22 protein-coding genes and 1 pseudogene are annotated in these 26,502 nt (G+C 58.3%); 10 read left to right on the top strand and 13 right to left on the bottom strand.

Translation table 11 applies throughout. From position 1 onward, the window contains the following. Positions 1-115: 115 nt before the first annotated feature. Positions 116-703, bottom strand: a complete 588-nt coding sequence (locus tag R6U90_RS01900; protein WP_410350967.1) for a DUF2914 domain-containing protein — start codon at positions 701-703, stop codon at positions 116-118. 150 nt (positions 704-853) lie between these two features. Beyond that, complete coding sequence (locus R6U90_RS01895; protein WP_410350966.1) at positions 854-1,825, bottom strand: 2-hydroxyacid dehydrogenase; 972 nt, start codon at positions 1,823-1,825, stop codon at positions 854-856. Positions 1,826-1,931: 106 nt separating this feature from the next. Here R6U90_RS01895 and hemH point away from each other — a divergent pair, with 106 nt between their 5' ends. Beyond that, a complete protein-coding gene (hemH, locus tag R6U90_RS01890; RefSeq protein WP_410350965.1) occupies positions 1,932-3,017 on the top strand; it encodes a ferrochelatase in 1,086 nt (361 codons plus the stop codon). Between the two features lie 84 nt (positions 3,018-3,101). Here the strand turns inward: hemH and soxB are convergent, their stop codons facing one another. Next, on the bottom strand, positions 3,102-4,919 hold the full coding sequence (soxB, locus tag R6U90_RS01885; RefSeq protein WP_410350964.1) for a thiosulfohydrolase SoxB: 1,818 nt from the start codon (positions 4,917-4,919) through the stop codon (positions 3,102-3,104). A gap of 518 nt (positions 4,920-5,437) precedes the next feature. Here soxB and R6U90_RS01880 point away from each other — a divergent pair. Beyond that, entirely contained in the window at positions 5,438-6,082 is a 645-nt protein-coding gene (locus tag R6U90_RS01880; RefSeq protein ID WP_410350963.1) for an SHOCT domain-containing protein, read from the top strand. A 152-nt stretch (positions 6,083-6,234) separates the two neighbouring features. Here the strand turns inward: R6U90_RS01880 and clpB are convergent, their stop codons facing one another. Together clpB and R6U90_RS01870 are read right to left on the bottom strand one after the other, a co-directional pair. Continuing rightward, complete coding sequence (gene clpB / locus R6U90_RS01875) at positions 6,235-8,835, bottom strand: ATP-dependent chaperone ClpB (protein ID WP_410350962.1); 2,601 nt, start codon at positions 8,833-8,835, stop codon at positions 6,235-6,237. Between the two features lie 346 nt (positions 8,836-9,181). Then, on the bottom strand, positions 9,182-9,535 hold the full coding sequence (locus tag R6U90_RS01870; protein WP_410350961.1) for a TraR/DksA family transcriptional regulator: 354 nt from the start codon (positions 9,533-9,535) through the stop codon (positions 9,182-9,184). A gap of 255 nt (positions 9,536-9,790) precedes the next feature. On the opposite strand from R6U90_RS01870, the gene R6U90_RS01865 reads away from it, so the two are divergent. Together R6U90_RS01865 and R6U90_RS01860 are read left to right on the top strand one after the other, a co-directional pair. Next, positions 9,791-11,281: a SulP family inorganic anion transporter gene (locus R6U90_RS01865; protein WP_410350960.1), complete on the top strand. Its 1,491-nt coding sequence runs from the start codon at positions 9,791-9,793 to the stop codon at positions 11,279-11,281. Positions 11,282-11,294: 13 nt separating this feature from the next. After that, positions 11,295-12,137: a universal stress protein gene (locus tag R6U90_RS01860; protein WP_410350959.1), complete on the top strand. Its 843-nt coding sequence runs from the start codon at positions 11,295-11,297 to the stop codon at positions 12,135-12,137. Between the two features lie 104 nt (positions 12,138-12,241). Here the strand turns inward: R6U90_RS01860 and R6U90_RS01855 are convergent, their stop codons facing one another. From R6U90_RS01855 to rluD, 4 genes are all read right to left on the bottom strand, one after another. Beyond that, complete coding sequence (locus R6U90_RS01855; RefSeq protein WP_410351064.1) at positions 12,242-13,720, bottom strand: FMN-binding glutamate synthase family protein; 1,479 nt, start codon at positions 13,718-13,720, stop codon at positions 12,242-12,244. A 121-nt stretch (positions 13,721-13,841) separates the two neighbouring features. Then, positions 13,842-14,618 (bottom strand): ZIP family metal transporter, encoded by a 777-nt coding sequence (locus tag R6U90_RS01850; protein WP_410350958.1) that lies wholly within the window; start codon positions 14,616-14,618, stop codon positions 13,842-13,844. Positions 14,619-14,956: 338 nt separating this feature from the next. Further along, complete coding sequence (gene pgeF, locus R6U90_RS01845; RefSeq protein ID WP_410350957.1) at positions 14,957-15,700, bottom strand: peptidoglycan editing factor PgeF; 744 nt, start codon at positions 15,698-15,700, stop codon at positions 14,957-14,959. Continuing rightward, complete coding sequence (gene rluD / locus R6U90_RS01840) at positions 15,697-16,668, bottom strand: 23S rRNA pseudouridine(1911/1915/1917) synthase RluD (protein WP_410350956.1); 972 nt, start codon at positions 16,666-16,668, stop codon at positions 15,697-15,699. Before rluD ends, pgeF begins: the two co-directional genes overlap by 4 nt. A gap of 76 nt (positions 16,669-16,744) precedes the next feature. Here rluD and R6U90_RS01835 point away from each other — a divergent pair, with 76 nt between their 5' ends. Beyond that, complete coding sequence (locus R6U90_RS01835) at positions 16,745-17,533, top strand: outer membrane protein assembly factor BamD (protein ID WP_410350955.1); 789 nt, start codon at positions 16,745-16,747, stop codon at positions 17,531-17,533. A 39-nt stretch (positions 17,534-17,572) separates the two neighbouring features. Here R6U90_RS01835 and R6U90_RS01830 read toward each other — a convergent pair whose 3' ends face one another. From R6U90_RS01830 to sucC, 4 genes are all read right to left on the bottom strand, one after another. Beyond that, positions 17,573-17,911 (bottom strand): P-II family nitrogen regulator, encoded by a 339-nt coding sequence (locus R6U90_RS01830; RefSeq protein ID WP_410350954.1) that lies wholly within the window; start codon positions 17,909-17,911, stop codon positions 17,573-17,575. A 172-nt stretch (positions 17,912-18,083) separates the two neighbouring features. Then, positions 18,084-19,724: an NAD+ synthase gene (locus tag R6U90_RS01825; protein WP_410350953.1), complete on the bottom strand. Its 1,641-nt coding sequence runs from the start codon at positions 19,722-19,724 to the stop codon at positions 18,084-18,086. Positions 19,725-19,921: 197 nt separating this feature from the next. Then, positions 19,922-20,794, bottom strand: coding sequence for a succinate--CoA ligase subunit alpha (sucD, locus tag R6U90_RS01820; protein WP_410350952.1), 873 nt, complete (start codon positions 20,792-20,794; stop codon positions 19,922-19,924). Next, positions 20,794-21,960: an ADP-forming succinate--CoA ligase subunit beta gene (gene sucC / locus R6U90_RS01815; RefSeq protein WP_410350951.1), complete on the bottom strand. Its 1,167-nt coding sequence runs from the start codon at positions 21,958-21,960 to the stop codon at positions 20,794-20,796. The genes sucD and sucC overlap by 1 nt, the downstream gene beginning before the upstream one ends. Before the next feature lie 129 nt (positions 21,961-22,089). Between sucC and R6U90_RS01810 the strand changes: the two genes are divergently transcribed. The 5 genes and pseudogenes from R6U90_RS01810 to R6U90_RS01790 form a co-directional block, all read left to right on the top strand. Continuing rightward, positions 22,090-22,329: a PP0621 family protein gene (locus R6U90_RS01810; protein ID WP_410350950.1), complete on the top strand. Its 240-nt coding sequence runs from the start codon at positions 22,090-22,092 to the stop codon at positions 22,327-22,329. A gap of 28 nt (positions 22,330-22,357) precedes the next feature. Next, positions 22,358-23,989: a sensor histidine kinase gene (locus tag R6U90_RS01805; RefSeq protein ID WP_410350949.1), complete on the top strand. Its 1,632-nt coding sequence runs from the start codon at positions 22,358-22,360 to the stop codon at positions 23,987-23,989. Between the two features lie 213 nt (positions 23,990-24,202). After that, positions 24,203-24,334, top strand: a pseudogene (locus R6U90_RS01800) (hypothetical protein); the annotation flags it as partial. Positions 24,335-24,430: 96 nt separating this feature from the next. Then, complete coding sequence (locus R6U90_RS01795; protein WP_410350948.1) at positions 24,431-25,783, top strand: sigma-54-dependent transcriptional regulator; 1,353 nt, start codon at positions 24,431-24,433, stop codon at positions 25,781-25,783. 274 nt (positions 25,784-26,057) lie between these two features. Beyond that, positions 26,058-26,502: prepilin-type N-terminal cleavage/methylation domain-containing protein (locus R6U90_RS01790; RefSeq protein WP_410350947.1), on the top strand; the 445-nt coding region annotated here is incomplete at its 3' end.

Genomic DNA, 26,502 nt, shown 5'->3' with positions numbered 1-26,502 from the left:
TTGTTTGTAATCGTTATTCTATATGGCAGGTTGCGTTGACTGTCACAACAACCAAAAAGGCCTTTCATTTATGAAAGGCCTTGAACTTTACTGGCTGATTTATTGAATCGCCGGACTATTCAAGATCACCGTTATTTTCCATATCCCCGGTGTTTTCCGTCTCGTCAGCAGCGGGGTCTTCGGTTTGCGCAACATACTCAAAGCTGTCTTCGGCAATCACCTCATTGGCGGCGTTAACCACACTGACACTCCACTCGCCGGTCCAGTCGGGCATCAAACGTTTGCTCGACCATACCCGCCAGCGCGATCCCTTGACGTCAAATTCCACTTCGGCCATGACTTCGCCCTGATATTTCCAGCGATGCCGGGCGGTTTGCCCCTTCATATCTCGCAGTTCGGTAAAGTAATAGACTTCCTGTACGTCATTCTCCAGTTGGTCAATATTATCCGCCGGCTCACGATTCTCAATCCGGGTGGTGAAGGCCGAGCGCATGACACTGCCGGAGGAAAAACCACTCTGCTCCATTGCCGCGGTCGGGGTCTCGCTAATCTGATCCTGACCGGACTGATTCTGGCGCGATTGTTCCTGCTCCTGTTCGTCCGGGATATAAGGCGAGCTATTCTGTTCGTCTGTCGCACCGGCGGCGACCAGCTGGCCACTGGCAAGTAGCAGAGCCAGGGTGAATCCGTAATATGCTTTCATGGTTTCGCTTCCCTTGAGTCGGTATACATGAATTATTGGGCGCCTATGTAACGGCGTTTTGACAAAGAGTTCCGTGAGTTTAATCACAGCCTGTCATCCGCTGCTGTGACCGGCTTTGCAGCCTGTAAAAAACGCAAGCGGTGCCAGCGGCTACCACAGGGTATTGGGTAACGGCCTGGCGTTCAGATAACCGGCGATGTTATCTGCCACCTGATCGAGCAGCCGTTGACGTGCGGCCCGGCTGGCCCAGGCAATGTGGGGCGTAACAATCAGGTTATCCAGTTGCGCACATAGCAGCGGATGATCCTGCACCGGCGGTTCCTGCGCCAGCACATCCACACCGGCCCCGCCGAGACGCCCTTCCCGCAGCGCTTCATATAACGCCGACTCATCCACAATGCCGCCCCGGGCGGTATTAATCAACAGGGCACCGGGTTTCATCAGGGCCAGCTGTTCGGCGCCGATGAGATGGCGGGTCTCCTCGGTCAGCGGACAATGCAAAGAGACAATATCCGCCTTCTGCAACATTTCGCTCAGCGGCAGGCGACCGGCACGTTGATCGTCGGCACTGCGTTGTGCGATCAGAGGGCGCATGCCGAATGCTTCCCCCATGCGGGCCACCGCCTGGCCCAGTTCGCCATAACCAATAATTCCGAGGCTCCTGTCCTGCAATTCAGCGATGGGATAGTCGAGCAGACAAAAATGCCGACTTTGCTGCCAGCGGCCGTCTTGCAGTGCTGCGCGATAGGCGGGTAGCTGGCGCAGCAAGGCGAGAATCAACATGAACACATGCTGTACCACCGAGGCAGTGGCATAACCGGTGACATTGCATACCTGAATGCTCTGCCGGCGGGCCGCGTCCAGGTCGATATTGTTGACGCCAGTGGCCGCCACCGCGATCAGTTTCAACTCCGGCAACCGGGCAAGCTGCATGGCATCCAGCACAACCTTGTTCGTGACCACCACCCGGGCCCCTTGCAGGCGTTCCACAACCGCTTCGGCTTCGGTAGATGCATGATAGCGCCAGTCAATGGGTAATGCATTGATGGCCGCAAAATCGAGATCGCCGTGATTCCCCTGTCCGGCGACCAGACTGCCTGTATCCAGAAAAACCCCCAGCATCTCCCTCTCCCATGGGCCACAATAATGTACCGAGTATATTTACCACTTTTGCCGGCGCGCAAACTCCGGGATAATCCACGCTACACTCATCAACAAGGTTTGGCGCATGGCTTTTAAAGGCACGCCCGGTTTCACTCATCAACAGCCCGATCAAATTGGTATTCTGCTGACCAATCTCGGCACCCCCGACGCGCCGGACAGCGCATCGGTGCGGCGTTATCTGGCAGAGTTTCTCGCCGATCCGCGCATCGTGGAAATGCCTCGCTGGCTGTGGCGAATTATCCTGCACGGCGTCATTTTGCGCATTCGCCCGCCGCGCGTCGCCCACGCCTATGCCAGCGTCTGGCGCGAGGACGGAGCCCCATTGCTTGCCTACACCCGCAGGCAGGCCCGGGCCCTGCAACCGGTACTGGAGACAATATTTCAACAACCGCTCAGGGTGGCTATCGGAATGCGTTACGGCAATCCCTCACTGGCGGACGGTCTGGCCGAACTGCAGGCCGCCGGGGTACGGCGTATTCTGGTACTCCCCCTCTATCCCCAGTATTCGGCTACCACCACCGCTTCCACCTTCGACGCCATCGCCGACGAACTGAAAACCTGGCGCTGGTTACCGGAGCTGCACATGCTGACCAGCTACCACGATCATCCCGGTTATATCGGCGCGCTGTGCACCAGTATTCAACAGTTCCAGCAGCAACACGGCACACCACAAAAGTTGCTGTTCTCCTTTCACGGTCTGCCCAAACGCTATTTGCTGGCCGGCGATCCCTATTTTTGCCAGTGCCACAAAACCGCCCGGCTGGTGGCCGAACAGCTTGAACTACCCGAAGACGCCTGGCAGGTGACCTTCCAGTCCCGCTTCGGCCGGGAAGAGTGGCTGCAGCCCTATACCGACGTCACCCTCAAGGCGTTACCCGACGAAGGTATCCGTCACGTGCAGGTGATCAGTCCGGGCTTTGCCAGTGACTGCCTGGAAACCCTGGAAGAGATCGATATGCAAAACCGGGAATTTTTCCTCGAGGCCGGCGGCGAACGGTTCGACTACATCCCGGCCCTCAACGATCGCCCGGAACATATCCGGTTTCTGGCCGATCTGATCAGCGAGCACACAGGCGCCTGGCACGGGCTTTCGCCAACCGATACAGATACCCGTCGACTGCTGGCGCAGGGGCTAGGGGCTAGGGGCTAGCAACCAGCAACCAGCAACTAGAGCCTGACCATAAAAAAGGGGGAGCATCTGCTCCCCCTTTTTATTGCCTTATCAGAATACCGTTCAGGCGTTATAGTCCGCCAGGCCGGGATTACCCTGCACATTAAGTAGCTTGGGCGTATTGAGTTTCTTGACGCTCGCCACTTTCTGATCGCGCAGGTACTCGGCCACCACATCCCAGATATCCTTGCCTTCGCGCGGATTGGGGGAAACCGAGGCCCAGCCGGCCACGCTGTATTCCTTATTGGCCTCGATCGGGGTACCGTCGTCCAGACGCATGTCCTTGATCCGGTCGCCGATCTTCCTGGTCGGGTCGATGGTGTAATCCATGCCGCCGACACGCACCATATCCCCGCCCTGCTGACGATAGGGATCTTCGTGGAAGATGTTATCGGCCACGTCTTCAAGGACCAGCTTGATGTTTTCACCACTCAGGTTATCGACGTAGGTTTCCGGGTAGGTCAGACAGGTCTGATCCAGCACGTGCTCCATCGTGATCGGCTGCCCCGGCAATACCGTGGTGCCCCAGCGGAAGCCCGGTGAGAAGGAAATCTGGGCGCCGCCCACTTCACGCAGCGCATCGCAGATAAGCTGGTCGAAGGTCCCGTTGAAGTTGCCACGGCGATAGAGCACATCATCGGCCACGGCCAGCTCTTCGTTCAGGGTATCGAGGTAGGGCTTGCGCACCTCTTCGATGTACCTGGCCATCTCCTGATCCGGCTCCAGGAAGTTGGAAAAGACCGGCAGCAGCTTGTAATCGTAACCCTGGACCTTGCCGTTACGGATATCGAACTGCATGACACCCAGGAACTTGCCGTTGGAGCCGGCATTGGTGACCAGTGTGGTACCGCCCTTGTTCTTCACTTCCATAGCTCCCGGCATGCCGTCATGGGTATGCCCGCCGAAGATGCAATCGATACCGCTGACCTGGGAGGCCATCTTGATATCCACGTCCATGCCGTTATGCGAAATCACCACCACGGCATCGGGCTTCTCGGTTTCGCGTACCGTATCCACCATCGCCTGCATGGCTTGATCACGAATCCCGAAGGTCCAGTCGGGGATAAAGCGCTCACCGGGGTTGGCAATCGGGGTATAGGGGAAGGCCTGACCGATAATGGCGACACGAATTCCCCCGTCCATTTCCTTGATGGTATAGGGCTTGAAGGCGTGCAGGGAATTCATGTCGAAGTGCTCGAAGTCCTCGAACTTGTAATCAAAGCTGGCTTCGTCCTTGACCAGAACATTCTGGCAGACAAATTCGCCGTTGAAGTCCTTGACGTTGGAGATAACTTCCTCGTCGTGGTAGGTGAATTCCCAATGACCGGTCATGACATCCACGCCGAGCAAGTTGGTCGCGCCGACCATATCTTTGCCGCGCGTCCAGTAGGCCGTCCCGGAACCCTGCCAGGTATCGCCCCCGTCCATCATCAGGGTCCGGTTGGCGCCGTGATCGGCCCGCAGTTTCTTGACCAGGGTTTGCAGATGCGCAAAACCGCCGACCTTGCCGTATTTTTCAGCCGCTTCGGCGAAGTTCAGATAGGTAAAGGCATGCGCCTCCGGAGTCCCGGGTTTAATTCCGTAATAGTCGAGCAAGGCATGACCGACAATGTGCGGCGGCCGACCTTTGGCATCATGCAGCCCCAGATTCACGTTCGGCTCACGGAAATAGACCGGTTTCAGCTGGGCATGGCAGTCGGTCATGTGCATGAAAGTGACATTGCCGAACTTGGGAACATGGTACATATCCTCGGGCGCCTTGCCCTGTCCGGTGGTCGTCACTCCGGCTGAGCCACTCGACTTGTTGTCGCAACCCGGCAACATGCCTGCAGCCGCAGCCATACCCATCAGCTGGATAAATTCACGGCGATTAATAGACATTCGGTCCTCCTCGTATACCTTCAAATTGTAAGTCTTGGTTTTGTACTGTTGTATTTTTGTTGTTGCCCGTCTCTGCAGGCGGCTCACCGGAATCACATTGTGTGACCTCGCAGCGGGATTGCGACATGATAGTACAAACTTTATCCGGATTGCATACGTTTACGCCAATTGGTCGACAAAACCGGTACCGGTTCTGCGGATTGCAGCCCGCCTGTGATCCATGCAACCCCCTGTTGCAGATTGCATCAGCGTCTGGCCTGGGGGCGCAGCACCGCCAGACGTAAAAACCGGCGCCGCTGGCGATAGAGTTCCGGGTCGGTTATTTCGGATGGCTTGATCGTAAGTATCCTTGAAGTAACGTATCAGCAGTTCCCGATTCGACGATACCCCATCGGACATCCACGCCGGGCACAAGTTCATCTGCATCATGATCTGCTAATATGCAAACCGCACGGCTGTTATGACCTCGCCGGCTGGGCTATGATGCAGGACGACTAATACAGAACAAGACAGAATCAATGAGCGCCAGCGAAACAACCACCGTCAGCGTCGGCACCCGGCGGATCAACACCGTTTTGTCCCAACACGCGCGCAGCATGGGGCAACTGCGGCGCATCGAAATCTATAACGACAAGTTCGTGAAGGTCGCGGACCAGGATCTGTTCGGTCGCCAGAGTTATCACCTGAACCTGGGCATGCTGGAGCCGTGGCCGGTTCGCCATCGAAGAATTGCCTGGCGCTGGCTGCTGGGCATCGCCTACTTTGCCCTGACCACCCTGCTATTCGGCTTTTATCTGTGGCAGAACCAGACCACCCAGACGTTGAACCAGGTGCTTCCATTTCTGATTACCTTTATCCTGCTGACCTGCGGCTGCCTGATTCTGTTTATCTACTACTCGCCCAATGTCACCGAATTTCGCAGTCGCTACGGCAGTTGCCCGTTATTACGCCTGCTTTATAACAAACCCGACCCCGAAAGCTTTCGACACTTCGTCGCCGAACTCAAAACCCGCATCCTCGCCGCCAGCCAGGCCATTACCTTTGACAAAAAAGAGATGCTGGCGATCGAACTGAAAGAACTGCGCCGACTCTCCGACGAAGGCATCATCACCCAGGACGAATATCGTCGTGCCCGCCAGCGCCTCATGAACATGCACTTTTAAAATAAAAACAATCACCACCAAGACGCCAGGACACCAAGGAAAACAAAAATATATTTTCTAATTCAGAAAAAATCACGCACACATAAAAATGCCGGCTTTCGCCGGCAAATTTATTTTCAGACTTGGTGTCTTTGTGTCTTGGTGGTGTGCTCTTACGCCGCCGAGGCCTTGCGATCGGATTTGCCAAAGACGAACCGGTCGTCTTTGACATCGACCTTGATCACATCGCCCGGCACGAACTTACCCGAGAGTATCTCCTGCGCCAGGGTGTTTTCCACCTGTTGCTGGATGGCCCGCTTGAGTGGCCGGGCGCCGTAGACTGGATCGAAACCGGCTTCGCCGATCTTGTCCAGCGCCGCCCCGGTCAGTTCGATATCCATATGCCGATCCTGCAGGCGCTGGCGCAGGTAATCGAACTGGATGCCGGCAATGGCGCGTATCTGTTCGCGTGCCAGCGGATGGAAGACCACCACTTCGTCGACGCGGTTGATGAACTCGGGGCGAAAGTGCTGGCCGATAATCTCCATGACCGTGGCCTTCATGGCATCGTAATTTTCCTCACCGGCCATCTCCTGGATCTGTTGTGAACCCAGGTTGGAAGTCATCACGATCACCGTGTTACGAAAATCGACCGTGCGACCCTGACCGTCGGTCAGTCGGCCATCATCCAGCACCTGCAACAGGATGTTAAACACATCGGGATGCGCTTTTTCGACCTCGTCGAGCAGGATAACCGAATAGGGTTTGCGACGTACCGCTTCGGTCAGGTAACCGCCTTCTTCATAGCCGACGTAACCGGGCGGGGCACCGATCAACCGGGCCACGGAGTGCTTCTCCATGAATTCGGACATATCGATGCGCACCATGGCGTCCTCGGTATCGAACAGAAAAGCCGCCAGCGACTTGGTCAGCTCGGTCTTGCCCACCCCGGTCGGGCCGAGGAACAGGAACGAACCGTTGGGCCGGTTGGGATCGGACAGTCCGGCACGCGAGCGGCGAATGGCATCGGCCACTGATTTAACTGCCTCGTCCTGTCCCACCACGCGCCGATGCAGGGCCTCTTCCATGCGCAATAACTTGTCGCGCTCGCCTTCGAGCATTTTGGAAACCGGGATGCCGGTCCACTTGGAGACCACCTCGGCGATCTCCTCCTCGTTCACCGAGGTACGCAGCAAGGTTGTTTCCTGCTGCATTTCCGCCTGGGCAGCCATGTCCAGCTGTTTTTCAAGTTCGGGAATCTTGCCGTACTGCAGCTCGGACATACGTGCCAGGTCTCCGGCACGGCGCGCCGTATCCAGCTCGATACGGGCACGTTCCAGCTCTTCTTTAATATGCTGGGTACCCTGCACAGCTGCTTTTTCTGAATTCCAGACTTCTTCAAGATCGTGGTATTCACGCTCCAGTTTGTCGATTTCGTCTTCCAGTTTGTTAAGACGCTCGAGCGAGGCTTCGTCACTCTCTTTTTTCAATGCCTCATGTTCAATTTTCAGCTGAATCAATTTGCGATCCAGACGGTCCATGGATTCGGGTTTGGAATCGATCTCCATACGAATGCGGCTGGCCGCCTCATCCACCAGGTCGATCGCCTTGTCCGGCAGTTGCCGATCGGTGATATACCGATGTGACAGGGTCGCCGCGGCGACGATCGCCGGATCGGTGATATCCACCCCGTGATGGACTTCGTATTTCTCTTTCAGACCACGCAGGATCGCTACCGTATCTTCCACGCTCGGTTCATCCACCTGCACTTTTTGAAAACGGCGTTCCAGTGCGGCATCCTTTTCAATGTATTTGCGATACTCATCCAGGGTAGTAGCGCCGATACAATGCAGCTCACCACGGGCCAGTGCCGGCTTGAGCATATTGCCGGCATCCATGGAACCTTCGGCCTTGCCGGCACCGACCATGGTGTGGATCTCGTCGATAAACAGGATCACCTGTCCTTCCTGTTTGGAGAGATCATTGAGCACGGCCTTGAGACGTTCCTCAAATTCCCCCCGGAACTTGGCACCGGCCAGCAGCGAGCCCATATCCAGTGACAACACACGCCTGCGCTTCAGTCCTTCGGGTACTTCACCATTGATAATGCGTTGCGCCAGACCCTCGACGATCGCGGTCTTGCCCACACCGGGTTCACCGATGAGTACCGGATTGTTCTTGGTACGCCGTTGCAGGACCTGGACGGAACGGCGGATTTCATCATCGCGCCCGATCACCGGATCGAGCTTGCCCTGTTCGGCCCGTTCGGTCAGATCGATGGTGTATTTTTCCAGCGCCTGGCGTTGTTCCTCGGCATTGGGATCGTCGACCTGCTGGCCGCCGCGGACATTTTCGATCGCTTTTTCAAGGGTACCGGAGGTGGCGCCGGCTTTGCGCAGCAATTCTCCGAGGTTGCTCTTGTCATCCACGGCCGCCAGCACAAACAGTTCGCTGGAGATATATTTATCCTTGCGCTTTTGCGCCAGCTTGTCGGTCAGATTCAGCAGGCGAGACAGATCATTGGAGATATGCACCTCGCCGGTGGCAGCCTCGATCTGCGGCAGATGATCCAGCGCTTCACCCAGCTGGGAGCGCAACAGATTGACGTTGACGTCGGCCTGGGCCAGCAGATGCGAGACGCTGCCGCCTTCCTGATCCAGCATGGCGCTCATCAGATGCACCGGCTCGATCATCTGATGATCGCGGCCGACCGCCAGGCTCTGGGCATCGGCGATCGCCATCTGGAACTTGCTGGTGAGTTTGTCCATTCGCATAACTCGTTTTCCCCTGTGCGGATAAAATTTCAAATACTCCAACAAAAATAGGGCCGGTTATGCGGGATTCAAGGCTTGGCGGCAAAACAGAAGATCCGAAGCAGCCATCCTCGTGCGCAAAGCACTGTGGGAGCCGAGCCCCCTCGGCGATTCACCCTGACGATCGCACCATCCACAAGCAGATCGGCCAGAGGGCAGGTCTCCTACAACGAATAGTGGGTAGGGTGCGTTCTACGCACGCTTACCTCGAATGCAGAAAAACGGTGCGTGGGACGCACCCTATATTGACTTCTCAGCGCCTCCGCGTCTCCGCGTCCTCAGCGTTTAATTACCGCCTTTGCACAAATCAGTGTTCGCTGGCGCTGGCGCAGCGGATACAGAGGGTGGCAGCGGGATCCGCGAACAGGCGGGCGGCGGCGATCGGCTCCTCGCAACGCAGACAATAGCCATACTCGCCCGCGTCCATTCGAGCCAGTGCCGACTCGATACGTAGCCGCATCTGCTCACGCCGCTGGCCGGCGGCTTGCGACATGGCCTGACTCTGCAGGGCATCCATCCGCGAGAGGCGGCCGACGCGGGTCTGGTCCAGCTCCACGGTCGAGCTGGCCTCGGCATTGGTATCCCGGGTCTCATCCAGCGCGGCCCGCTGGGCCTGCAGGGCGGCGTGCAACTGTTCGAGCTCGGTGTCATTCAGGCTCATAAAACCATGATACGCCCTGAACCATCCGCGGCGCACCTGCCTTGCCAGGCGCGTTGTGCTATAGTGCGCGCCGCGTTTGCCGCCGCACCTCTCGCGCTACGACCGGCTTTCTGTCCGGGTACCGGCGCACCGGCGGTGCCCGCCAATGCTTTCATTCTCCCGACCTGACGGTCGTTGCCGCCACTGACGGCCGTGATGCGTCGACTTCGTACACGGCGCGGCGCTCGACAATTGCGAACTGGAATACCGATAACCATGTACCAGACCCTGAAAACCAACTGGCTCAGCAACCCGCGCGGCGATCTGCTCGCCGGCATCGTGGTGGCGCTGGCGCTGATTCCCGAGGCCATTGCCTTTTCCATTATCGCCGGGGTCGACCCCAAGGTGGGGCTCTACGCCTCGTTTTGTATCGCCGTGGTAATCGCCTTTACCGGCGGCCGCACTGGCATGATTTCCGCCGCCACCGGCGCCATGGCGCTGCTGATGGTCACCCTGGTGCGGGACCACGGGCTGGAATACCTGCTGGCTGCCACCCTGCTGACCGGCCTGCTGCAGATTGGCGCCGGTTATCTCAAGCTGGGCTCGCTGATGCGCTTTGTCTCGCGCTCGGTAGTCACCGGCTTTGTCAACGCGCTGGCCATTTTGATCTTTTTAGCCCAGTTGCCGGAGCTGAATCCGGCCACCGCCGGGGTCACCTGGCATGTCTATGCCATGACCGCCGGGGGACTGGCGATCATTTACCTGTTTCCGTACATCACGCGATCCATCCCCTCGCCACTGGTGACCATCGTAGTGCTGACCGCGCTGGCCATCTGGCTGGATCTGGATATTCGCAACGTCGGCAGCATGGGCGAGCTGCCCGATACTCTGCCGATCTTCCTCTGGCCTGACGTGCCGCTCAATCTCGAGACTCTGCTGATCATCCTGCCCTATTCCCTCTCGCTGGCGGTGGTCGGCCTGCTGGAATCGCTGATGACCGCCACTATCGTCGATGATCTGACTGACACATCCAGCGACAAGAACCGCGAATGCAAGGGCCAGGGCATCGCCAACATCGGTTCGGGCCTGCTGGGCGGCATGGCCGGTTGCGCCATGATCGGCCAGTCGGTGATCAACATCAAATCCGGCGGCCGCACCCGGCTTTCGACTCTGTCAGCCGGTGTGTTTTTATTGGTGATGGTTGTGTTTCTTGATCAATGGGTGGCACAGATCCCCATGGCCGCGCTCGTGGCGGTGATGATCATGGTCTCCATCGGGACCTTCAGCTGGGATTCGATCCGCAACCTCAAGGAACACCCGATGAGCAGCAACATCGTGATGGTCGCGACCGTGGTGGTGGTCGTCGCCACCCATAATCTGGCATATGGGGTGTTCGTCGGCGTATTGCTGGGCGCGCTGTTTTTCGCCAACAAGGTGGGCCAGTACAAATACGTGGTCTCCGAGCGGGACGAGGAAACCGCGACGCGGACCTACACAGTGGTGGGCCAGGTCTTTTTCGCCTCGGCGGACAAGTTTGTGGAGTTCTTCGATTTCAAGGAAGCGCTGGATAAAGTGGTCATCGATCTCTGTCAGGCCCATTTCTGGGATATCACGGCGGTGGCCGCGCTGGACAAGGTGGTACTCAAGTTCCGCCGCGAAGGCACCGAAGTCGAAGTGATTGGCCTCAACGAGGCCAGCGCCACCATCGTGGATCGCTTCGCGGTGCATGACAAACCCGACGCCGTCGATAAACTGATGGCCCATTGACAGGATATCCGCTATGCCCAATGTTATCGCCTGTATCGACGGTACCGAAGTCTCCACCGCAGTCAGCGACTGCGCCGCCTGGGCCAGCCTGCAACTGGATGCCCCGCTGGTCCTGCTGCATGTGCTGGACAAATCGGAATACCCGGCGCAAACCGACCTGAGCGGCAACATCGGCCTGGGCAGTCGCGAAACCCTGCTGCAGGAGCTGGCGGAGCTGGACGAAAAGCGTGGCAAGCTGGCCATGGAACAGGGACGGCTGATGCTCGAATCCGCCAGACAACGCGCGCTGGAAGACGGCGTCAGCGAACCGATTACTCACCAGCGTCACGGCAGCCTGATCGACTCGCTGCTGGCCATCGAACAGGACACCCGCCTGCTGGTGCTGGGCAAACATGACGAGAAACTCAAACCGCACGTGGGTAGCCGGGTGGAGAGCGTAGTGCGCAGCCTGCACTGCCCGATTCTGGTTACCACCGGTACCTTCAAGGCCCCCGAGAGTGTGATGCTGGCTTTTGATGGCAGCGATACCACCCGTAAAGGGGTCGAGATGGTCGCTCGCAGCCCGCTGTTTAAAGGCCTTCCCTGCCATCTGCTGATGGTCGGCAATGACAGTGCGAGCAATCGCGAACAGCTTCAATGGGCGCAGACGACCCTCGAGGCAGCAGGCTTTGACACTCCGGCGAGTATTGTTAGCGGGGATATCGAACGGGTGTTATGCGATTACCGCGCGGACAACGGGATCGATATGCTGATCATGGGCGCCTGGGGTCACTCGATAGTTCGTCGTTTTCTGGTCGGCAGCACCACCACCAGCGTGGTCCGCAACGCCACCGTCCCGGTACTGCTGTTGCGCTGACAACCCGGATGATGACTCGCCTGACAGGGTATCGGTAAGATTTTGCCTGCGAGTGCTGACGTAGTACCCCGCAACAGACTGCGCGACAGGGGGTGCACAAAGAATCAGTATGTATGCTTGCTTACCGGATACGGATAAAGCACATTCAATGGCAGACTCTTGCCCGGTGTCTGAACAATGCGGATATGCTCGCGCCGAAACTCCCGGGCATTGGACAGACCGCAGGAGTGTGCCAGCACATTGACCTCGTGATTGACCCAGTAGGCATATTGCGCCACCCGCTCGGCCTTGTCTTCCACCACCAGACCTTTTTGCCGGCGTCGATCCTGGGTAGTAATGCCGGTCGGACAACTGTCCTTGTGACATTGCAACGACTGGACACAGCCCAGCGCAAACATGAATCCGCGCCCGCTGACCACAAAATCGGCGCCAATGCATAACGCCCAGGCTACCTTGGCCGAATGCACCATCTTGCCCGAAGCCACTACCTTGATACGATTGCGCAGCCCGTAGGCCATCAAGGTGTCCACCATGACCGGCAAAGACTCGGTAATCGGCAAACCGACATAATCCGCCAGTAATTGCGGCGCCGCACCGGTACCGCCTTCCCCGCCATCGACCGTAATAAAATCGGGCGCCTGATCCTCGCCCCGGCGCAGGATAGTCTCACACAGTAACTGGGGAAATTCCTCGGAGCCGAGCACGGTTTTCAGACCAACCGGACGCCCGGTGATATCCCGCACCCGATTGACCATATCGAGCAGATCATCGGCATTGGTGATCTCCCGATGCCGGTTAGGACTGCTGGAGACCAGCCCCGGTACGATACCGCGGATGGCGGCAATCTCCTCCGTCACCTTGGCCGCCGGCAAGACCCCGCCACGTCCCGGCTTGGCACCCTGCGACAACTTGATTTCGAAGGCGTTGACCTGTTCAGCCACCTCGCGCAAACGCGCCTCACTGAGACTACCCCGGGCATCCCGAACCCCGTACTTGGCAGTCCCGATCTGGTAGATACGATCACAGGCCCCTTCCAGGTGATAGGGAGACAATCCCCCCTCGCCGGTATTGAGCCAGACACCGGCACTGGCGGCGCCGCGCGACAGAGCCCTGACGGCCGGCTTTGACAGCGCGCCATAACTCATCCCGGAGATATTGAAAACCGATTTTGCCTCGAAGGGTTTGTCGCACCCGGGACCGATTACCACCGGCGAGGTATCGGTATATTCTTCTTCCAGTAACGGGTAAGAGGCGCTGACAAAAATAATCGATCCCGGCTCGCGCAGATCATTGGTGGAACCGAAGCCGAGCAGCCCTCCCAGCCCCTTGGAAGTGCGATAGACCCAGGCGCGAGTCGCCCGATTAAATGGCATCTCCTGACGATCGTGGGCAAACCAGTACTGGCGAAAATACTCGCCGAGATTCTCGAACAAATAACGAAAGCGACCGATGACCGGATAATTTCGCCGAATGGCATGAGTCACCTGCGTCACATCGGCCAGATACATAGCGACCAGCATAATGATCAGCAGAATGCCGACACCTGTTAACAGCCACATCCCCCAGCTCAATTCCCAGCCCATCACCTGTCGCGCCTTTTTATAGTATCCCTGTTAAAGCGTATTTCGTCTGCCCAATCCCTTCACTTGAGAGCAAGGTGTCAATCAAGTGGCTGATAGCCAGACGATAACACCGGAACAGGATTCAATGCAGTGTCGAATGCGCCAGGTAGATCACCACCACGCCGAGCAGGATCAAGGCAATCTGTTGCATAGTCGCCCCGAACTCCACCCGCTTGTGCAGGCCCGGGATCAGATCGGCCACAGCGATATAGATGAAGCTGGAGGCCGCGACCGCCAGCACATACGGCAACGCCTGCTGCATATCAGCCAGGCTGTAATAGGCAAGGCCGGCCCCGATCAGGGTAGTCAGGCTGGCCAGCACGTTATACAAAAATGCCTTGCGCTTGCTGAAGCCGCTTTGCAACAGCACGGCGAAGTCACCGACTTCCTGCGGGATTTCATGCGCCGCCACGGCCAGCGCGGTAACGATACCCAGATGAATGTCGGTCATGAAGGCGGCGGCGATCAGCACACCGTCCACGAAGTTATGTACCCCGTCGCCGATCAGGATCAGGGTCCCTGCCGCGTTGTTGTCATGCGTGTGTGGTTCAGGAGTATGTGCCTCACAGACTTCGTGATGACAGTGGCGCCACAGCACCATCTTCTCCAGCAGGAAAAAACCGAGCACGCCGAGCAATACGGTCATGCCCAGCAGATGAAAGTCGTCCGTGCCGGCCAGACTGTGCGGCAGCAGGGCCAGAAACGCCGCCCCCAGCAGGGCACCGATGGCGAAGCTGACAAAATGGGGCAACAGCCGATCCCGGGTAAAACCAGGAATCAATAAAAACAGCGCGGCCGCCAGCACACTCAGCACCCCGCCGAGCAGACTGAACAGCAAAATCCAGATGAATAACGACATTACCCTTCCAGGTCGGCAAAAAACCCCATCATCATACTAGGTGCTAGTTACCAGGGGCTAGGTACTAGAGGCTAAAATTCCAAGCTCTGTGCTACTAGAACCCAGGGAGATAGGGTGCGTCCCACGCACCGTTCCCGCCTCGTTAGCGGAGAAAATTATCGGCACAATACCTTCAAGAAGAGTCACTAGCACCTGGTACCTGGTACCTGGCAGCTAGCCCCTGTCATCCGGCGCCAGCAGGTAGGCCCGATATAGCAACGCGGTATCGGGCACTTTTCGAGTTGCCGGACACCGCATCCGCTATGTCCGGCCTACCACTAGCCCCTGGTATCTGGCGGCTAGCCCCTGTCAGCCGGTGCCAGCCAGATGACACTGGCCATGCGCCCGGTGACGCCGTCGCGCCGGTAGGAGTAGAACCGCTCGCTATCAGTGAAGGTGCAATATTCCCCGCCGCTGATCTGTTCCACGCCCCGCTGCAGCAGACGCCGGCGCGCCAGGGCGTAGATATCCATCAACCAGTGACCGGGGCGGGTCGGCGTGAACGCTGCCCCGTTGTCGGAATCGGGCTCGACAAAGGCGCGACGCACCTCTTCGCCGATTTCATAAACGTCGGGCCCGATGGCCGGACCGAGCCAGGCCAGGATCTGATCGGCCGGGGCCTGAAACTGGTCCAGTGCCGCCTCGATCACCCCGGCACTGAGGCCCCGCCAGCCGGCGTGGACTGCCGCCACCTCCTGGCCATCCCGATCGCACAGCAACACCGGTAAACAATCCGCGGTGAGTACCGCACAGATCACCCCCGGCGTGCGCGTGTAGGCGGCATCGGCCTCCAGACCGTGCTGCCCGTTGTGTTCCAGCAGGGCAACCCGCGTGCCATGGACCTGTTGCAACCAGCCCGGCTCGGCCGGCAAACCCAGTCGGACCCGGTTAGTCGCCACCGCTTGCGGGGAATCGCCCACATGGGAGGCCGGATTGAGCGAATCATACGGCGGTGCACTCACTCCGCCCCGACGGCAACTGGTCCCGGCCCGGACCGTTAAGGGAGCCGGCCAGCGAGGCATGACAAAGCATTCGCGATTCATGGCTTATCCTGTGCCGTCAGATCCTGCTGCAGGGCCGCAATCAGATTGGCCATATCCGTGGGCAACGGCTGTTCCCACTGCACCATCTCACCAGTCAGCGGATGTTGCAGTCCCAGTTTGCTGGCGTGCAGAGCCTGACGCCTGAAGCCGCGCAGGGTTTCGGCCAGCGTCTCACTTGCTCCTTTGGGCAGCCGCAGACGACCTCCGTAGGTCGGGTCGCCCACCAGCGAATGGTGAATATGCGCCATGTGCACCCGGATCTGATGGGTGCGCCCGGTCTCCAGCGTGACACGCAACCAGGTATGGGCGCGAAAGCGCTGCGCGACCCGGTAGTGGGTGACCGCCGGCTTGCCATTCTGAACCACCGCCATGCGTTTGCGCTGCGTGGGATGACGAGCGATGGGAGCGTCCACCTTGCCACCCCCGGTCATCACGCCATTGACCACAGCCTGATAGTCGCGCAGAAAGCGCCGTGCCTGAAGTTGTTCCACCAGCTGCTTCTGGGATTCCAGGGTACGCGCCACCACCAGTAAGCCGGTGGTCTCCTTGTCCAGGCGATGCACGATACCGGCGCGCGGTACCGTGGCCAGATCGGGATCGTGGTGCAGCAGGGCGTTGAGCATGGTCCCTTCAGGATTACCGGCGGCCGGGTGCACCACCAGCCCGGCCGGCTTGTTGAGTACAATCAATGCCTCGTCCTCGAACACGATATCCAGTTCGATCGGCTCGGGCTGCCATTCCCCCTGGGGCTCATGGACCGCTTCGATCTCGATTTGCTCGCCACCGAACACCTTGTCCCTCGCCCGCCTCTGGCGGCCGTCGACCCGCACACATCCCTGTTTCAGCCAGTGCTGCAAACGGGAGCGGGAGTACTGGGAAAACAGCTGTGCCAGAGCCTGATCGAGCCGCTGGCCGGCCAGACTATTGGGGATCTCGCCACGGAGAAGTTCTGTCGATTGTGTCGTCATCGGCCTGTTTGCGGGTATAATGCCGGTCTGAACCAGAATCGTACTACAAATTCACACTCACCTTACCGGAATCGTCATGTTCGCCCGTTATCTGCTTTTGCTCCTGCCCTTGTTGTTACTCTCCGGATGCAGTTCCTCGCCGGATGCGAATGATCCCACCTCGGGCATGACAGTGGAAGAGTTGTACGAGGAAGCTCACAGCGAGCTGGAAAATAAAAACTACGAGAGCGCCATCAACCTGTATGAACGGCTGGAGTCGCGCTTTCCCTACGGTCCCTATGCCGAGCGGGCCCAGCTGGAGATCATCTACGCCTATTACAAGTACGGGGAAGAAGAGACCGCCATTTTGTCCGCTGAGCGATTCATCAAACTGCATCCCAACCATCAACATGTCGATTACGCTTACTACATGCGCGGCCTGTCCAGTTTTCGCCTGGAACCCTCCCTGCTCAATCGCTGGTTCGATCAGGATATGACCGAGCGCGATCCCCGGCCTTCACGCGAGGCCTTTCGCCATTTCTCCGAACTGGTTGAAAAGTTTCCCAACAGCCAGTATGCCGAGGATGCCGTTGCCCGCATGTATGCCCTGCGCGATGCGCTGGCCGAACATGAAATGCATATTGCCCGCTATTACCTGAAACGTGGCGCCCTGATCGCCGCAGTCAATCGCGCCAAACATGTGGTGGAAAATTACCAGCAAACTTCCGAAGTTCCCGAAGCCCTGGGCATCATGGTACGGGCCTACCGGCAACTGGAACTGAACGATCTCGCCACCGACACGCTTAAAGTGCTGGAATTGAACTATCCTGATCACGACATAACAAAAGCAGTTTCCAGGGGCCAGGGGCCAGGTTCTAGCAGCTAGAACCTGGCCCCCGGAAACTGGTCCTTCGGAACGAAGGACCTAGATGGCTTCGTTGCCTTCCTCGCTGGTGCGGATCCGGATTACCCGCTGCACATCAGTGACGAAGATCTTGCCGTCGCCGATCTTGCCGGTACGGGCAGCACTGGTGATGGTCTCGAGGGATTGATCGACCAGTTCATCGGCCACCACTACTTCGATTTTAACCTTGGGCAAAAAATCAATCACGTACTCGGCACCGCGATACAGTTCGGTGTGCCCTTTTTGCCGGCCGAAACCCTTGACCTCGGTAGCGGTCATCCCGGTAACCCCGATCTCGGAGAGCGCCTGACGCACGTCATCCAGTTTAAACGGCTTGATGATCGCTTCGACTTTTTTCATAACACTAATCCCTGGTTTGTTGCATTGGCATCACAGTGCGTTAAACACACCCCGCAGCTTAAATAATTTACCACGAAGGTACGAAGACACGAAAATGTTAATAATTCAAGTTATCGAGACAGTATAATATAAGCTGGTGCTTTCGTGCCTTCGTGATAAACGGCTTTCCTCGTCACCGGGTAGGCGTGGCATACCCCGAAGTGATGGGATAGCGTCGATCGCGACCGAAGGCGCGCCGGGTAATACGGATCCCCGGCGGCGCCTGACGGCGTTTGTATTCGTTGCGTGTCACCATATACATGATCTTTTGCACGATCTCCCGGTCATAACCACAGGACACGATATCCTCCAGTCCCATGTCCTTTTCCACGTACATCTCCAGAATGGCATCCAGCACGTCGTAGGGCGGCAGGCTATCGGTATCCTTTTGATCCGGTGCCAGTTCGGCGGACGGGGGACGGTCGATCACTCGTTGCGGGATCACCGGTGAGAGCGTATTGCGATAACTGGACAATTCATACACCAGGGTCTTGGGCACATCCTTGAGCACATCGAAGCCGCCGGCCATGTCCCCATAGAGTGTCGCATAGCCGACTGCCATCTCGCTTTTGTTTCCCGTGGTCAGGACCATCTTGCGTTTCTTGTTGGAGATGGCCATCAATAACACCCCACGGCAACGGGCCTGAATATTCTCCTCGGTGGTATCCACCGGCAAGCCCGCAAATTCATCGGCCAGGATATCGAGAAAAGCATTAAAGGGTTGCTCGATGGCGATAACCCGGTAATTGACGCCCAGAGTACGCGCCTGTTCCGCGGCATCTTCCACGCTCATATCCGCAGTGTAGCGCGAGGGCATCATCACCGCTTCGATCTCCTCGTTGCCCAGCGCATCCACGGCAATTGCCAGCGTCAACGCCGAATCGATCCCGCCGGATAACCCGATCACCGCCCCGTTGAAACCGTTCTTGCGCACAAAATCGCGCACTCCCAGCACCAGGGCCTGATACACGCTGGCGGTGGTCGACAACGGCGCCGGTAATGCATCGGCCTGCACCGGTTGCCAGCCCTGAGTATCTTTCACGAAGCGAACCTGTTCCAGCTTTTCGATAAACGCCGGGACACGCCGGGTGACGGTACCCTCGCCGTCCATCACGAATGAATCGCCATCGAACACCAGCTCGTCCTGACCGCCGACCAGGTTGGCGTACACAACCGGCAGGCCCGTTTCCCGACAACGGTCCGCCACGGCCCGCTCTCGCTCGTAACCTTTATTAATATGGTAGGGTGAGGCATTGATATTCAGGATCAGATCGGCGCCAGCCTCTTTGAGCCGCTGGAGTGGCTCGGGAAACCAGACGTCTTCGCAAATCGTAATGCCGACATTGGCGCCCTTGATGCGAACCACACAACTGTCGTGTTCCGGCGAAAAGTAGCGCTTCTCGTCGAATACACTGTAGTTGGGCAGATTTTCCTTACGCGCATGCGCAATGATCCGGCCTTCACGAATCAACGCCGCAGCGTTATACACCCCTTCCGGAGTGTGTTCGGGGTATCCCAGTAACACATCGATGCCGGATACCTGCTTTTGCAAATGCAGCAGTGTCCGTTCAATACGTTCATACATGCCGGGGCGTAACAACAGATCCTCGGGAGGATAGCCGGTCAGGGCCAGCTCGGGCGTCACCAGCACATCCGCCCCGAGGGTGTCACGAGCCTCATGCATCGCCTCGATAATCCGCCGGGCGTTACCCTCCATATCGCCAACCAGCAGATTGATCTGGGCAATCGCGATCCGTAGTTCCTGTTCTGGCATGTCTGCGCTTATCTCCAGATCAATCTCTTGTAAAACAGCAAGGCGATTCTAATCCGCCAATGAACGCGAATAAACGCCAATTCTGTTTTCATATTGGCGTTCATTCGCGTTTATTGGCGGACTGAATATATTCAGGGTATTCCGGCATCTGTGCATTCTGGCGAGGGTCATTTTGAATTGTAGAGCCGATGCCAGGCTCAGGTGCCGAGTTGTTCCTGCATCAGCCGGCCCATTTCGGCCGGGGAGCGGCTGACGGCCACACCGGCATCCTGCAGGGCGGTGAACTTGCCCTCGGCGGTCCCTTTGCCGCCGGAGATGATCGCGCCGGCATGGCCCATGCGCTTGCCCGGCGGGGCCGTGACCCCGGCGATGTAAGCCACTACCGGTTTACTGACATGGTGGCGAATGAACTCGGCCGCCTCTTCCTCTTCGCCACCGCCGATTTCGCCTACCAGGATCATGCCGCGGGTATCGGGATCGTTTTCGAACAGCGACAGACAATCGACGAAATTCAGTCCATGAATCGGGTCGCCACCGATACCGATGCAGGTACTCTGCCCCAGTCCGTTCTGGGTCGTCTGATAGACTGCCTCATAGGTCAGGGTGCCGGAACGCGAGATAATGCCGACCCCCCCCGGCTGGTGAATGGCGCCAGGCATAATCCCGATCTTGCACTGGCCCGGGGTGATAATGCCGGGGCAATTGGGACCCACCAGATAGCTGTCGCTGTCCTGCAATGCGGTTTTGACCCGTAACATATCCAGCACCGGGATACCTTCGGTAATACAGGCGATCACCTCGATGCCGGCATCGGCCGCCTCCAGGATCGCATCGGCGGCAAAAGCCGCCGGCACGTAGATCATGCTGGCATTGGCGCCGGTCTCACGCACGGCATCGGCGACGGTATTGAATACCGGCCGTTCCAGATGGGTCGTGCCGCCCTTGCCGGGCGTGACACCACCAACCAGCTGTGTGCCATACTCGATGGCCTGTTCGGCATGGAAGCTGCCCTGCTTGCCGGTGAAACCCTGCACGATCACCCGGGTTGTGTTATCCACCAGTATCGCCATCAGGCCGGACCTCCGGCCGCGTCGACCACCCGGGTGGCCGCGTCGCTCAATCCATCGGCCGTAATAATGTCCAGCCCGCTTTGTTGCAACAGCGCCTTGCCCTGATCCACGTTGGTCCCCTCCAGACGCACCACCACCGGTAGCGCGAGCCCGGTTTCTTTCACCGCCTGGATGATGCCCTCGGCAATCAGATCGCAGCGCACGATGCCGCCGAAGATGTTGACCAGGATCGCTTTCACCTTGCTGTCGGAGAGGATCAGCTTGAAGGCCCCGGCCACTTTCTCGGCGGTGGTGCCGCCGCCCACATCAAGAAAGTTGGCCGGCGCCCCGCCGTGTAACTGAATCAGGTCCATGGTCGCCATGGCCAGTCCCGCGCCGTTAACCATGCAGCCGATATTACCGTCGAGGCTGACGTAATTGAGGCCGTGCTGATGGGCGCGGTTTTCCCGCTCATCTTCCTGGCTGGCGTCGCGCAGGGCCTGTAACTCCGGGTGTCGATAAAGAGCACTGTCATCGAGATTGATCTTGGCATCCACTGCCAGCAGGTCACCGCTGGCGGTCAGCACCAGCGGGTTGATCTCCACCAGACTCAGATCGTTGTCCATGAACAGTCGATACAGGCCGTGCATGATGGCCGTCAGGGACTTGAGTTGTTTTTCCAGCCCCAGGCCAAACGCCAGTTGCCGGCATTGATAGCCCTGCAGACCGGCAGCCGGATGGACCGGCACGGTGAGAATCTTCTCCGGCGTCTTGCGGGCCACCTCCTCGATGTTCATCCCGCCGGCGGCGGAGGCCATGAAGACCACTCTTGAAAGGGCACGATCCACCAGCATACCCAGGTAATACTCGGCGGCGATATCGCCCGGGCTTTCGATTAACAGCTGATTGATCGGCTGTCCGTCGGGGCCGGACTGGCCGGTGACCAGCCGGGAACCCAGCAAGCGATCGGCCGCGGCTTCCAGTTCCTCCGCCGAGCCGGCCTTGATTACTCCGCCGGCCTTGCCACGGCCGCCGGCATGCACCTGGGCCTTGACCATCCACTGCCCGCCTCCCAGTTCGCGAGCGGCGGATCGCGCCGCCTCGACCGACTCGGCGACTCGCGCCTCGGGCACCGGAATGTTGTAGCGGGCAAACAGTTGCTTGGCCTGAAATTCGTGAAGATTCATATTCTTGTTCTGGCGGGAAACCAGTAGCTATTCTGGAACAATCCGCGGACAGACGCAAAACTCGTGCAGGGATATCCCACGCTAAATTGGGTTATCATGCCCGTTGGTCTCTATGATTCAGGAATTCCCATGCCCGGACTGGTGCGCGTTATTCTGCTGGCCCTGCTGATCTGGCTGATCATCCGGCTCTATCAGCGTTTCAAGGCCCTGGGCCAGCAACGTCGTTCGGCGTCAAAAAAACAGTCGGCTCGCCCGATTGAGAATATGGTTCGCTGCGAGCAGTGCGGCACCCATGTGCCCGAAAAAGAAGCGCTGGAACAGGACGGGCATTACTATTGCAGCCGGGCACACCTGCCCCGCCATCGCTAAATGGCGCAAGACGTGACACGCTAACTTTATGAGCACGGAAACCGAAGCCAACCGTTTTTTTGTCGGCACTGGCGACAGCGAAACCCGGGTCTGGAAACCGCTGGCTCTGCTCAATCTCTATCGCCTGTTAATCAGCGGCCTGTTCACCGGATTGTTTTACAGTGGTTATCTTTTGCCGCCCCTGGCAAGCCATGATCCGGTGCTGTTTTACGCGGTCTCCCTGTTCTATTTTGCGGCCGCCATTGTCTTCATTCTGCTTATCAGCAACCGCTGGCCGCGGTTTGATATCCAGGTTTATCTGCAGATTGGCACCGATATTCTGGCCACCGTCCTGCTGATGCATGCCAGTGGCAGCATCACCAGTGGTCTGGGGACTTTGCTGATTGTCGCCGTGGCCGGCGGCAGCATCGTCATGGGGGGGCGCCATCCGCTGATGTTCGCGGCCCTGGCCACCCTGGCCGTGCTGGCCGAACAGTTCTATGCCCAGTACATCGGCCTGGGCGAGCCCAACAACTACACCCAGGCGGGGATTCTGGGCCTGGTGTTGTTCGTCACCGCCCTGGCGGTGCACGGTTTTGCCCACCGCATCCGCGAATCAGAAGCGCTGGCCCAGCGACGCGGGCTGGACCTGGCCAATATGTCGCAACTGACCGAACATATTATCCAGCGAATGCAAACCGGGATTATTGTGACCGACAACGAAGACCAGATTCGCCTGATGAACGAATCGGCCTGGTACATGCTGGGCATGCCCTCGGCGACCCACTACAGTCGACTCGGCCAACTGTCAGCGGAGCTGGCTGATCAGCTGCAACGCTGGGAGGCGGATCCGGGTACCGATATCGAAATGATCCAGCCTTCGGCCGAGCACCCCCGGGTAATGCCCCGCTTCGCCCGCCTGGGTCAGGAGGATGCCACCGGCACCCTGATCTTTCTGGAGGACGCCACCGCCCTGGCGCGCCAGGCGCAGCAACTGCAGCTGGCGGCACTGGGGCGACTCACAGCCAGCATTGCGCATGAGATTCGCAACCCGCTGGGCGCCATCAGCCATGCCGGCCAGTTACTGGGCGAATCGCCCGATCTGGATGAACACGATCGGCGCCTGACCGGGATCATCGGCGATCAATCCCGGCGCATGAACACCATCGTCGAGAACATCATGCAACTGAGCCGACGGGATCACTCCACGCCGCGGCTCATCGAACTCGAACCGTTTTTACACAAATTCGTGCGCGAGTTTCTCTCCGGCCAGGGGCTGCACCCGGAACTGATCGGAATCAATATCAATCCCGCGCAACTGCAGGTCCGCTTCGATCCGACCCATCTGGATCAGATCCTGACCAACCTGTGCCACAACGCCGTACGCCACAGCGAGGAGTATCCCGGTTTCCCCAAGGTGGAGATCCGTGTTGCACTGACCGAGGAATCGGGCCGCCCGTTCATCGATATCCTGGATCACGGCCCCGGCATTCCCCCGGACGTGGCGGAACATATCTTCGAACCGTTTTACACCACCGCCACCTCAGGGACCGGCCTGGGGCTGTATATCTCGCGGGAGCTGGCCGAAGCCAACCAGGCCCATTTAAACTATGAACCGGTCGCTACCGGCGGCAGCTGTTTCCGGATTACCTTTCAGGATCCGCGGCGGCAGATGCATTGACGAGACAGGGACGAGTAACGAGTAACGAGGAAAAAACAACTTGCGTCATTCCGGGCAAGCCAGCGGCGCGACCCGGAACCTAAAAACAGGGGCTAGTGACCAGGCACTAGTGACTAGAAAAACAGGAAACGTCATTCCGGGCAAGCCAGCGGCGCGACCCGGAATCCAGTCTCTGTTGATGCAACAAACCAGAACAAAACAACGACCGAAAGGATGAGCGTGTCCCAGCAACCCTTAGCCCTGATTATCGACGACGAACCGGATATCCGGGAATTGCTGGAGATCACACTCTCACGCATGGCCGTGGATTGCCTCAGTGCGGAAAATGAGGAACGAGTGACGAGGAAAAAACAACTTGCGTCATTCCGGGCAAGCCAGCGGCGCGACCCGGAATCCACTCTATCTGAATAAATAACTGTACAAACAACTTTAAGGAATGCCGTGCCAGATCAACCCTTAGCCCTGATTATCGACGACGAACCGGATATCCGGGAATTGCTGGAGATCACACTCTCACGCATGGCCGTGGATTGCCTCAGTGCGGAAAATCTGGCGCAGGCCAGAAACCTGCTGGCACAGCATACGTTCGATCTCTGTCTGACCGACATGCGCCTGCCCGACGGCAACGGCATCGATCTGATCCGTCATATCCAGCAACAATACCCGGATCTGCCGGTGGCCATGATCACCGCCCACGGCAACATGGAATCGGCCATCGAGGCGCTCAAGGCCGGGGCCTACGATTTCGTCAACAAGCCGCTGGACATCAACGATCTGCGCAGTCTGGTCACCACCGCCCTCAAACTCGAACGGCGGCCGGCGGCCAGAAGCCCGACCGAGTCAGGGCAGACTACCCTGCTGGGTGACTCGCCCGTGATGCAACAGATTCGCCAGACCATCGCCAAGCTGGCCCGCAGCCAGGCGCCGGTCTACATCAGCGGCGGTTCGGGGGTCGGCAAGGAACTCGCGGCGCGCCTGATCCACGAGCAGGGCCCGCGTCGCGACCGGCCCTTCGTGCCGGTCAACTGCGGCGCGATTCCCGCCGAATTGATGGAGAGCGAGTTCTTCGGCCATAAAAAAGGCAGCTTCACCGGTGCCAACGGCGACAAGGCCGGCCTGTTCCAGGCCGCCCAGGGCGGCACCCTGTTTCTGGACGAGGTGGCCGATCTGCCGCTACACATGCAGGTCAAACTGCTGCGCGCCATCCAGGAAAAAGCCGTGCGCCCCATCGGCAGCCAGCAGGAGGTGCATGTGGACGTGCGCATCCTCAGCGCCTCGCACAAGGATCTCGGTCAATTGATTCAGGACGGCCAGTTCCGCCAGGATCTCTATTACCGGATCAACGTCATCGAACTGCACCTGCCGGACCTGGCCGAACGGCCCGATGACATTCCAAAGCTGGCCGACTATTTTCTGCGTCGCATCGCCGCCAACTGGCAGGTGGATCTGCCCCGGCTGACGGATGATGCACTGCGGGCCTTACAAAACTATTCCTTTCCCGGCAATGTCCGCGAGCTGGAAAACCTGCTGGAACGGGCCATGACCCTGTGCGAGGACAACCGGATCGACGCCGCCAGCCTCAACCTGCCCGCCAACCACGCCGCCACGACCGACAACGCTCCCCCGCTCGCCGCAACGGAAAACCCGCTGGACAGCTCGCTGCAGGAACAGGAAAAAGAGGCCATCCGCAAGGCGCTGGAGCAGACCCGCTACAACAAAACCGCCGCCGCGAAATTACTGGGACTGAGTTTTCGTCAGTTACGCTATCGCATCAAGAAACTCGGCATCGAGTAACCGGCAACCTGACACGATCTGACCCCGCGTGTCACAAACTGACAAAACCGGTCACCCCGAGGTGACACAACGGCGAAAATATCATCAACGTGAGGTCCGGCCTCGATCCGCCCTCCCCTCACAAGTTATTGAAATAAAAAGTTAAAATAAGAAATCAAGATTTCTGTGACCGGGTCGATACCCTTGTGGCACGCATACTGCTACAAAGACACCAACACAGACGGCAAACAGTTGCCGCAAGATTTTTAAACCAACCACTAGCTGGGAGAACAGCATGAAACGTACACAAGGTTTTACCCTCATCGAATTAATGATCGTGGTCGCGATCATCGGCATCCTGGCCGCCATCGCCATTCCTGCGTATAACGGCTATATCGCCAGCGCCAAGGTCAACGCGGTACATGAAAATGCCGACAGCGCCTACCGCTTCATCAAAAACGAAGCCGCCAAAGTCGCCGCAGGCGGATCGGGTGGCAATCAAACTAACACTGACATCGTAAATAAACTGAATGAAGGCGGCAAAAGTAATCCTCTCTCCTCGGGTAATCCCGCATTTGTACCAGATGTCGCCACGGATGAAGGTGAAGTCGGTATTGTCATGGAGGACGGTACAGATATGGGTACCTCTGGCGCCGTCTCCTACCGTGACAGTGAATACGGTGCCAGAGGTACCCATATCGTCACCGTCCATGACAATACCGACTTCACCTTCATCCGTG

Source organism: Thiohalophilus sp. (assembly GCF_046483665.1).
Taxonomy (GTDB): domain Bacteria; phylum Pseudomonadota; class Gammaproteobacteria; order UBA6429; family Thiohalophilaceae; genus Thiohalophilus.
Note: the sequence above shows the minus strand (reverse complement) of the source record. Positions and strands in the feature narration are given on the sequence as shown.

Excerpts from the sequence above, each read along its gene's own strand:
- R6U90_RS01870 (WP_410350961.1), bottom strand. The coding sequence starts at position 9,535 with ATGAGCCTGAATGACACCGAGCTCGAACAGTTGCACGCCGCCCTGCAG.
- hemH (WP_410350965.1), top strand. The coding sequence starts at position 1,932 with ATGGCTTTTAAAGGCACGCCCGGTTTCACTCATCAACAGCCCGATCAA.
- R6U90_RS01865 (WP_410350960.1), top strand. The coding sequence starts at position 9,791 with ATGTACCAGACCCTGAAAACCAACTGGCTCAGCAACCCGCGCGGCGAT.
- R6U90_RS01880 (WP_410350963.1), top strand. The coding sequence starts at position 5,438 with ATGAGCGCCAGCGAAACAACCACCGTCAGCGTCGGCACCCGGCGGATC.
- R6U90_RS01900 (WP_410350967.1), bottom strand. The coding sequence starts at position 703 with ATGAAAGCATATTACGGATTCACCCTGGCTCTGCTACTTGCCAGTGGC.
- sucD (WP_410350952.1), bottom strand. The coding sequence starts at position 20,794 with ATGGCGATACTGGTGGATAACACAACCCGGGTGATCGTGCAGGGTTTC.
- R6U90_RS01825 (WP_410350953.1), bottom strand. The coding sequence starts at position 19,724 with ATGCCAGAACAGGAACTACGGATCGCGATTGCCCAGATCAATCTGCTG.
- R6U90_RS01855 (WP_410351064.1), bottom strand. The coding sequence starts at position 13,720 with ATGGGCTGGGAATTGAGCTGGGGGATGTGGCTGTTAACAGGTGTCGGC.
- R6U90_RS01810 (WP_410350950.1), top strand. The coding sequence starts at position 22,090 with ATGCCCGGACTGGTGCGCGTTATTCTGCTGGCCCTGCTGATCTGGCTG.
- sucC (WP_410350951.1), bottom strand. The coding sequence starts at position 21,960 with ATGAATCTTCACGAATTTCAGGCCAAGCAACTGTTTGCCCGCTACAAC.
- rluD (WP_410350956.1), bottom strand. The coding sequence starts at position 16,668 with ATGACGACACAATCGACAGAACTTCTCCGTGGCGAGATCCCCAATAGT.
- R6U90_RS01850 (WP_410350958.1), bottom strand. The coding sequence starts at position 14,618 with ATGTCGTTATTCATCTGGATTTTGCTGTTCAGTCTGCTCGGCGGGGTG.
- R6U90_RS01805 (WP_410350949.1), top strand. The coding sequence starts at position 22,358 with ATGAGCACGGAAACCGAAGCCAACCGTTTTTTTGTCGGCACTGGCGAC.
- pgeF (WP_410350957.1), bottom strand. The coding sequence starts at position 15,700 with ATGAATCGCGAATGCTTTGTCATGCCTCGCTGGCCGGCTCCCTTAACG.
- clpB (WP_410350962.1), bottom strand. The coding sequence starts at position 8,835 with ATGCGAATGGACAAACTCACCAGCAAGTTCCAGATGGCGATCGCCGAT.
- R6U90_RS01830 (WP_410350954.1), bottom strand. The coding sequence starts at position 17,911 with ATGAAAAAAGTCGAAGCGATCATCAAGCCGTTTAAACTGGATGACGTG.
- R6U90_RS01895 (WP_410350966.1), bottom strand. The coding sequence starts at position 1,825 with ATGCTGGGGGTTTTTCTGGATACAGGCAGTCTGGTCGCCGGACAGGGG.
- R6U90_RS01860 (WP_410350959.1), top strand. The coding sequence starts at position 11,295 with ATGCCCAATGTTATCGCCTGTATCGACGGTACCGAAGTCTCCACCGCA.
- R6U90_RS01835 (WP_410350955.1), top strand. The coding sequence starts at position 16,745 with ATGTTCGCCCGTTATCTGCTTTTGCTCCTGCCCTTGTTGTTACTCTCC.
- soxB (WP_410350964.1), bottom strand. The coding sequence starts at position 4,919 with ATGTCTATTAATCGCCGTGAATTTATCCAGCTGATGGGTATGGCTGCG.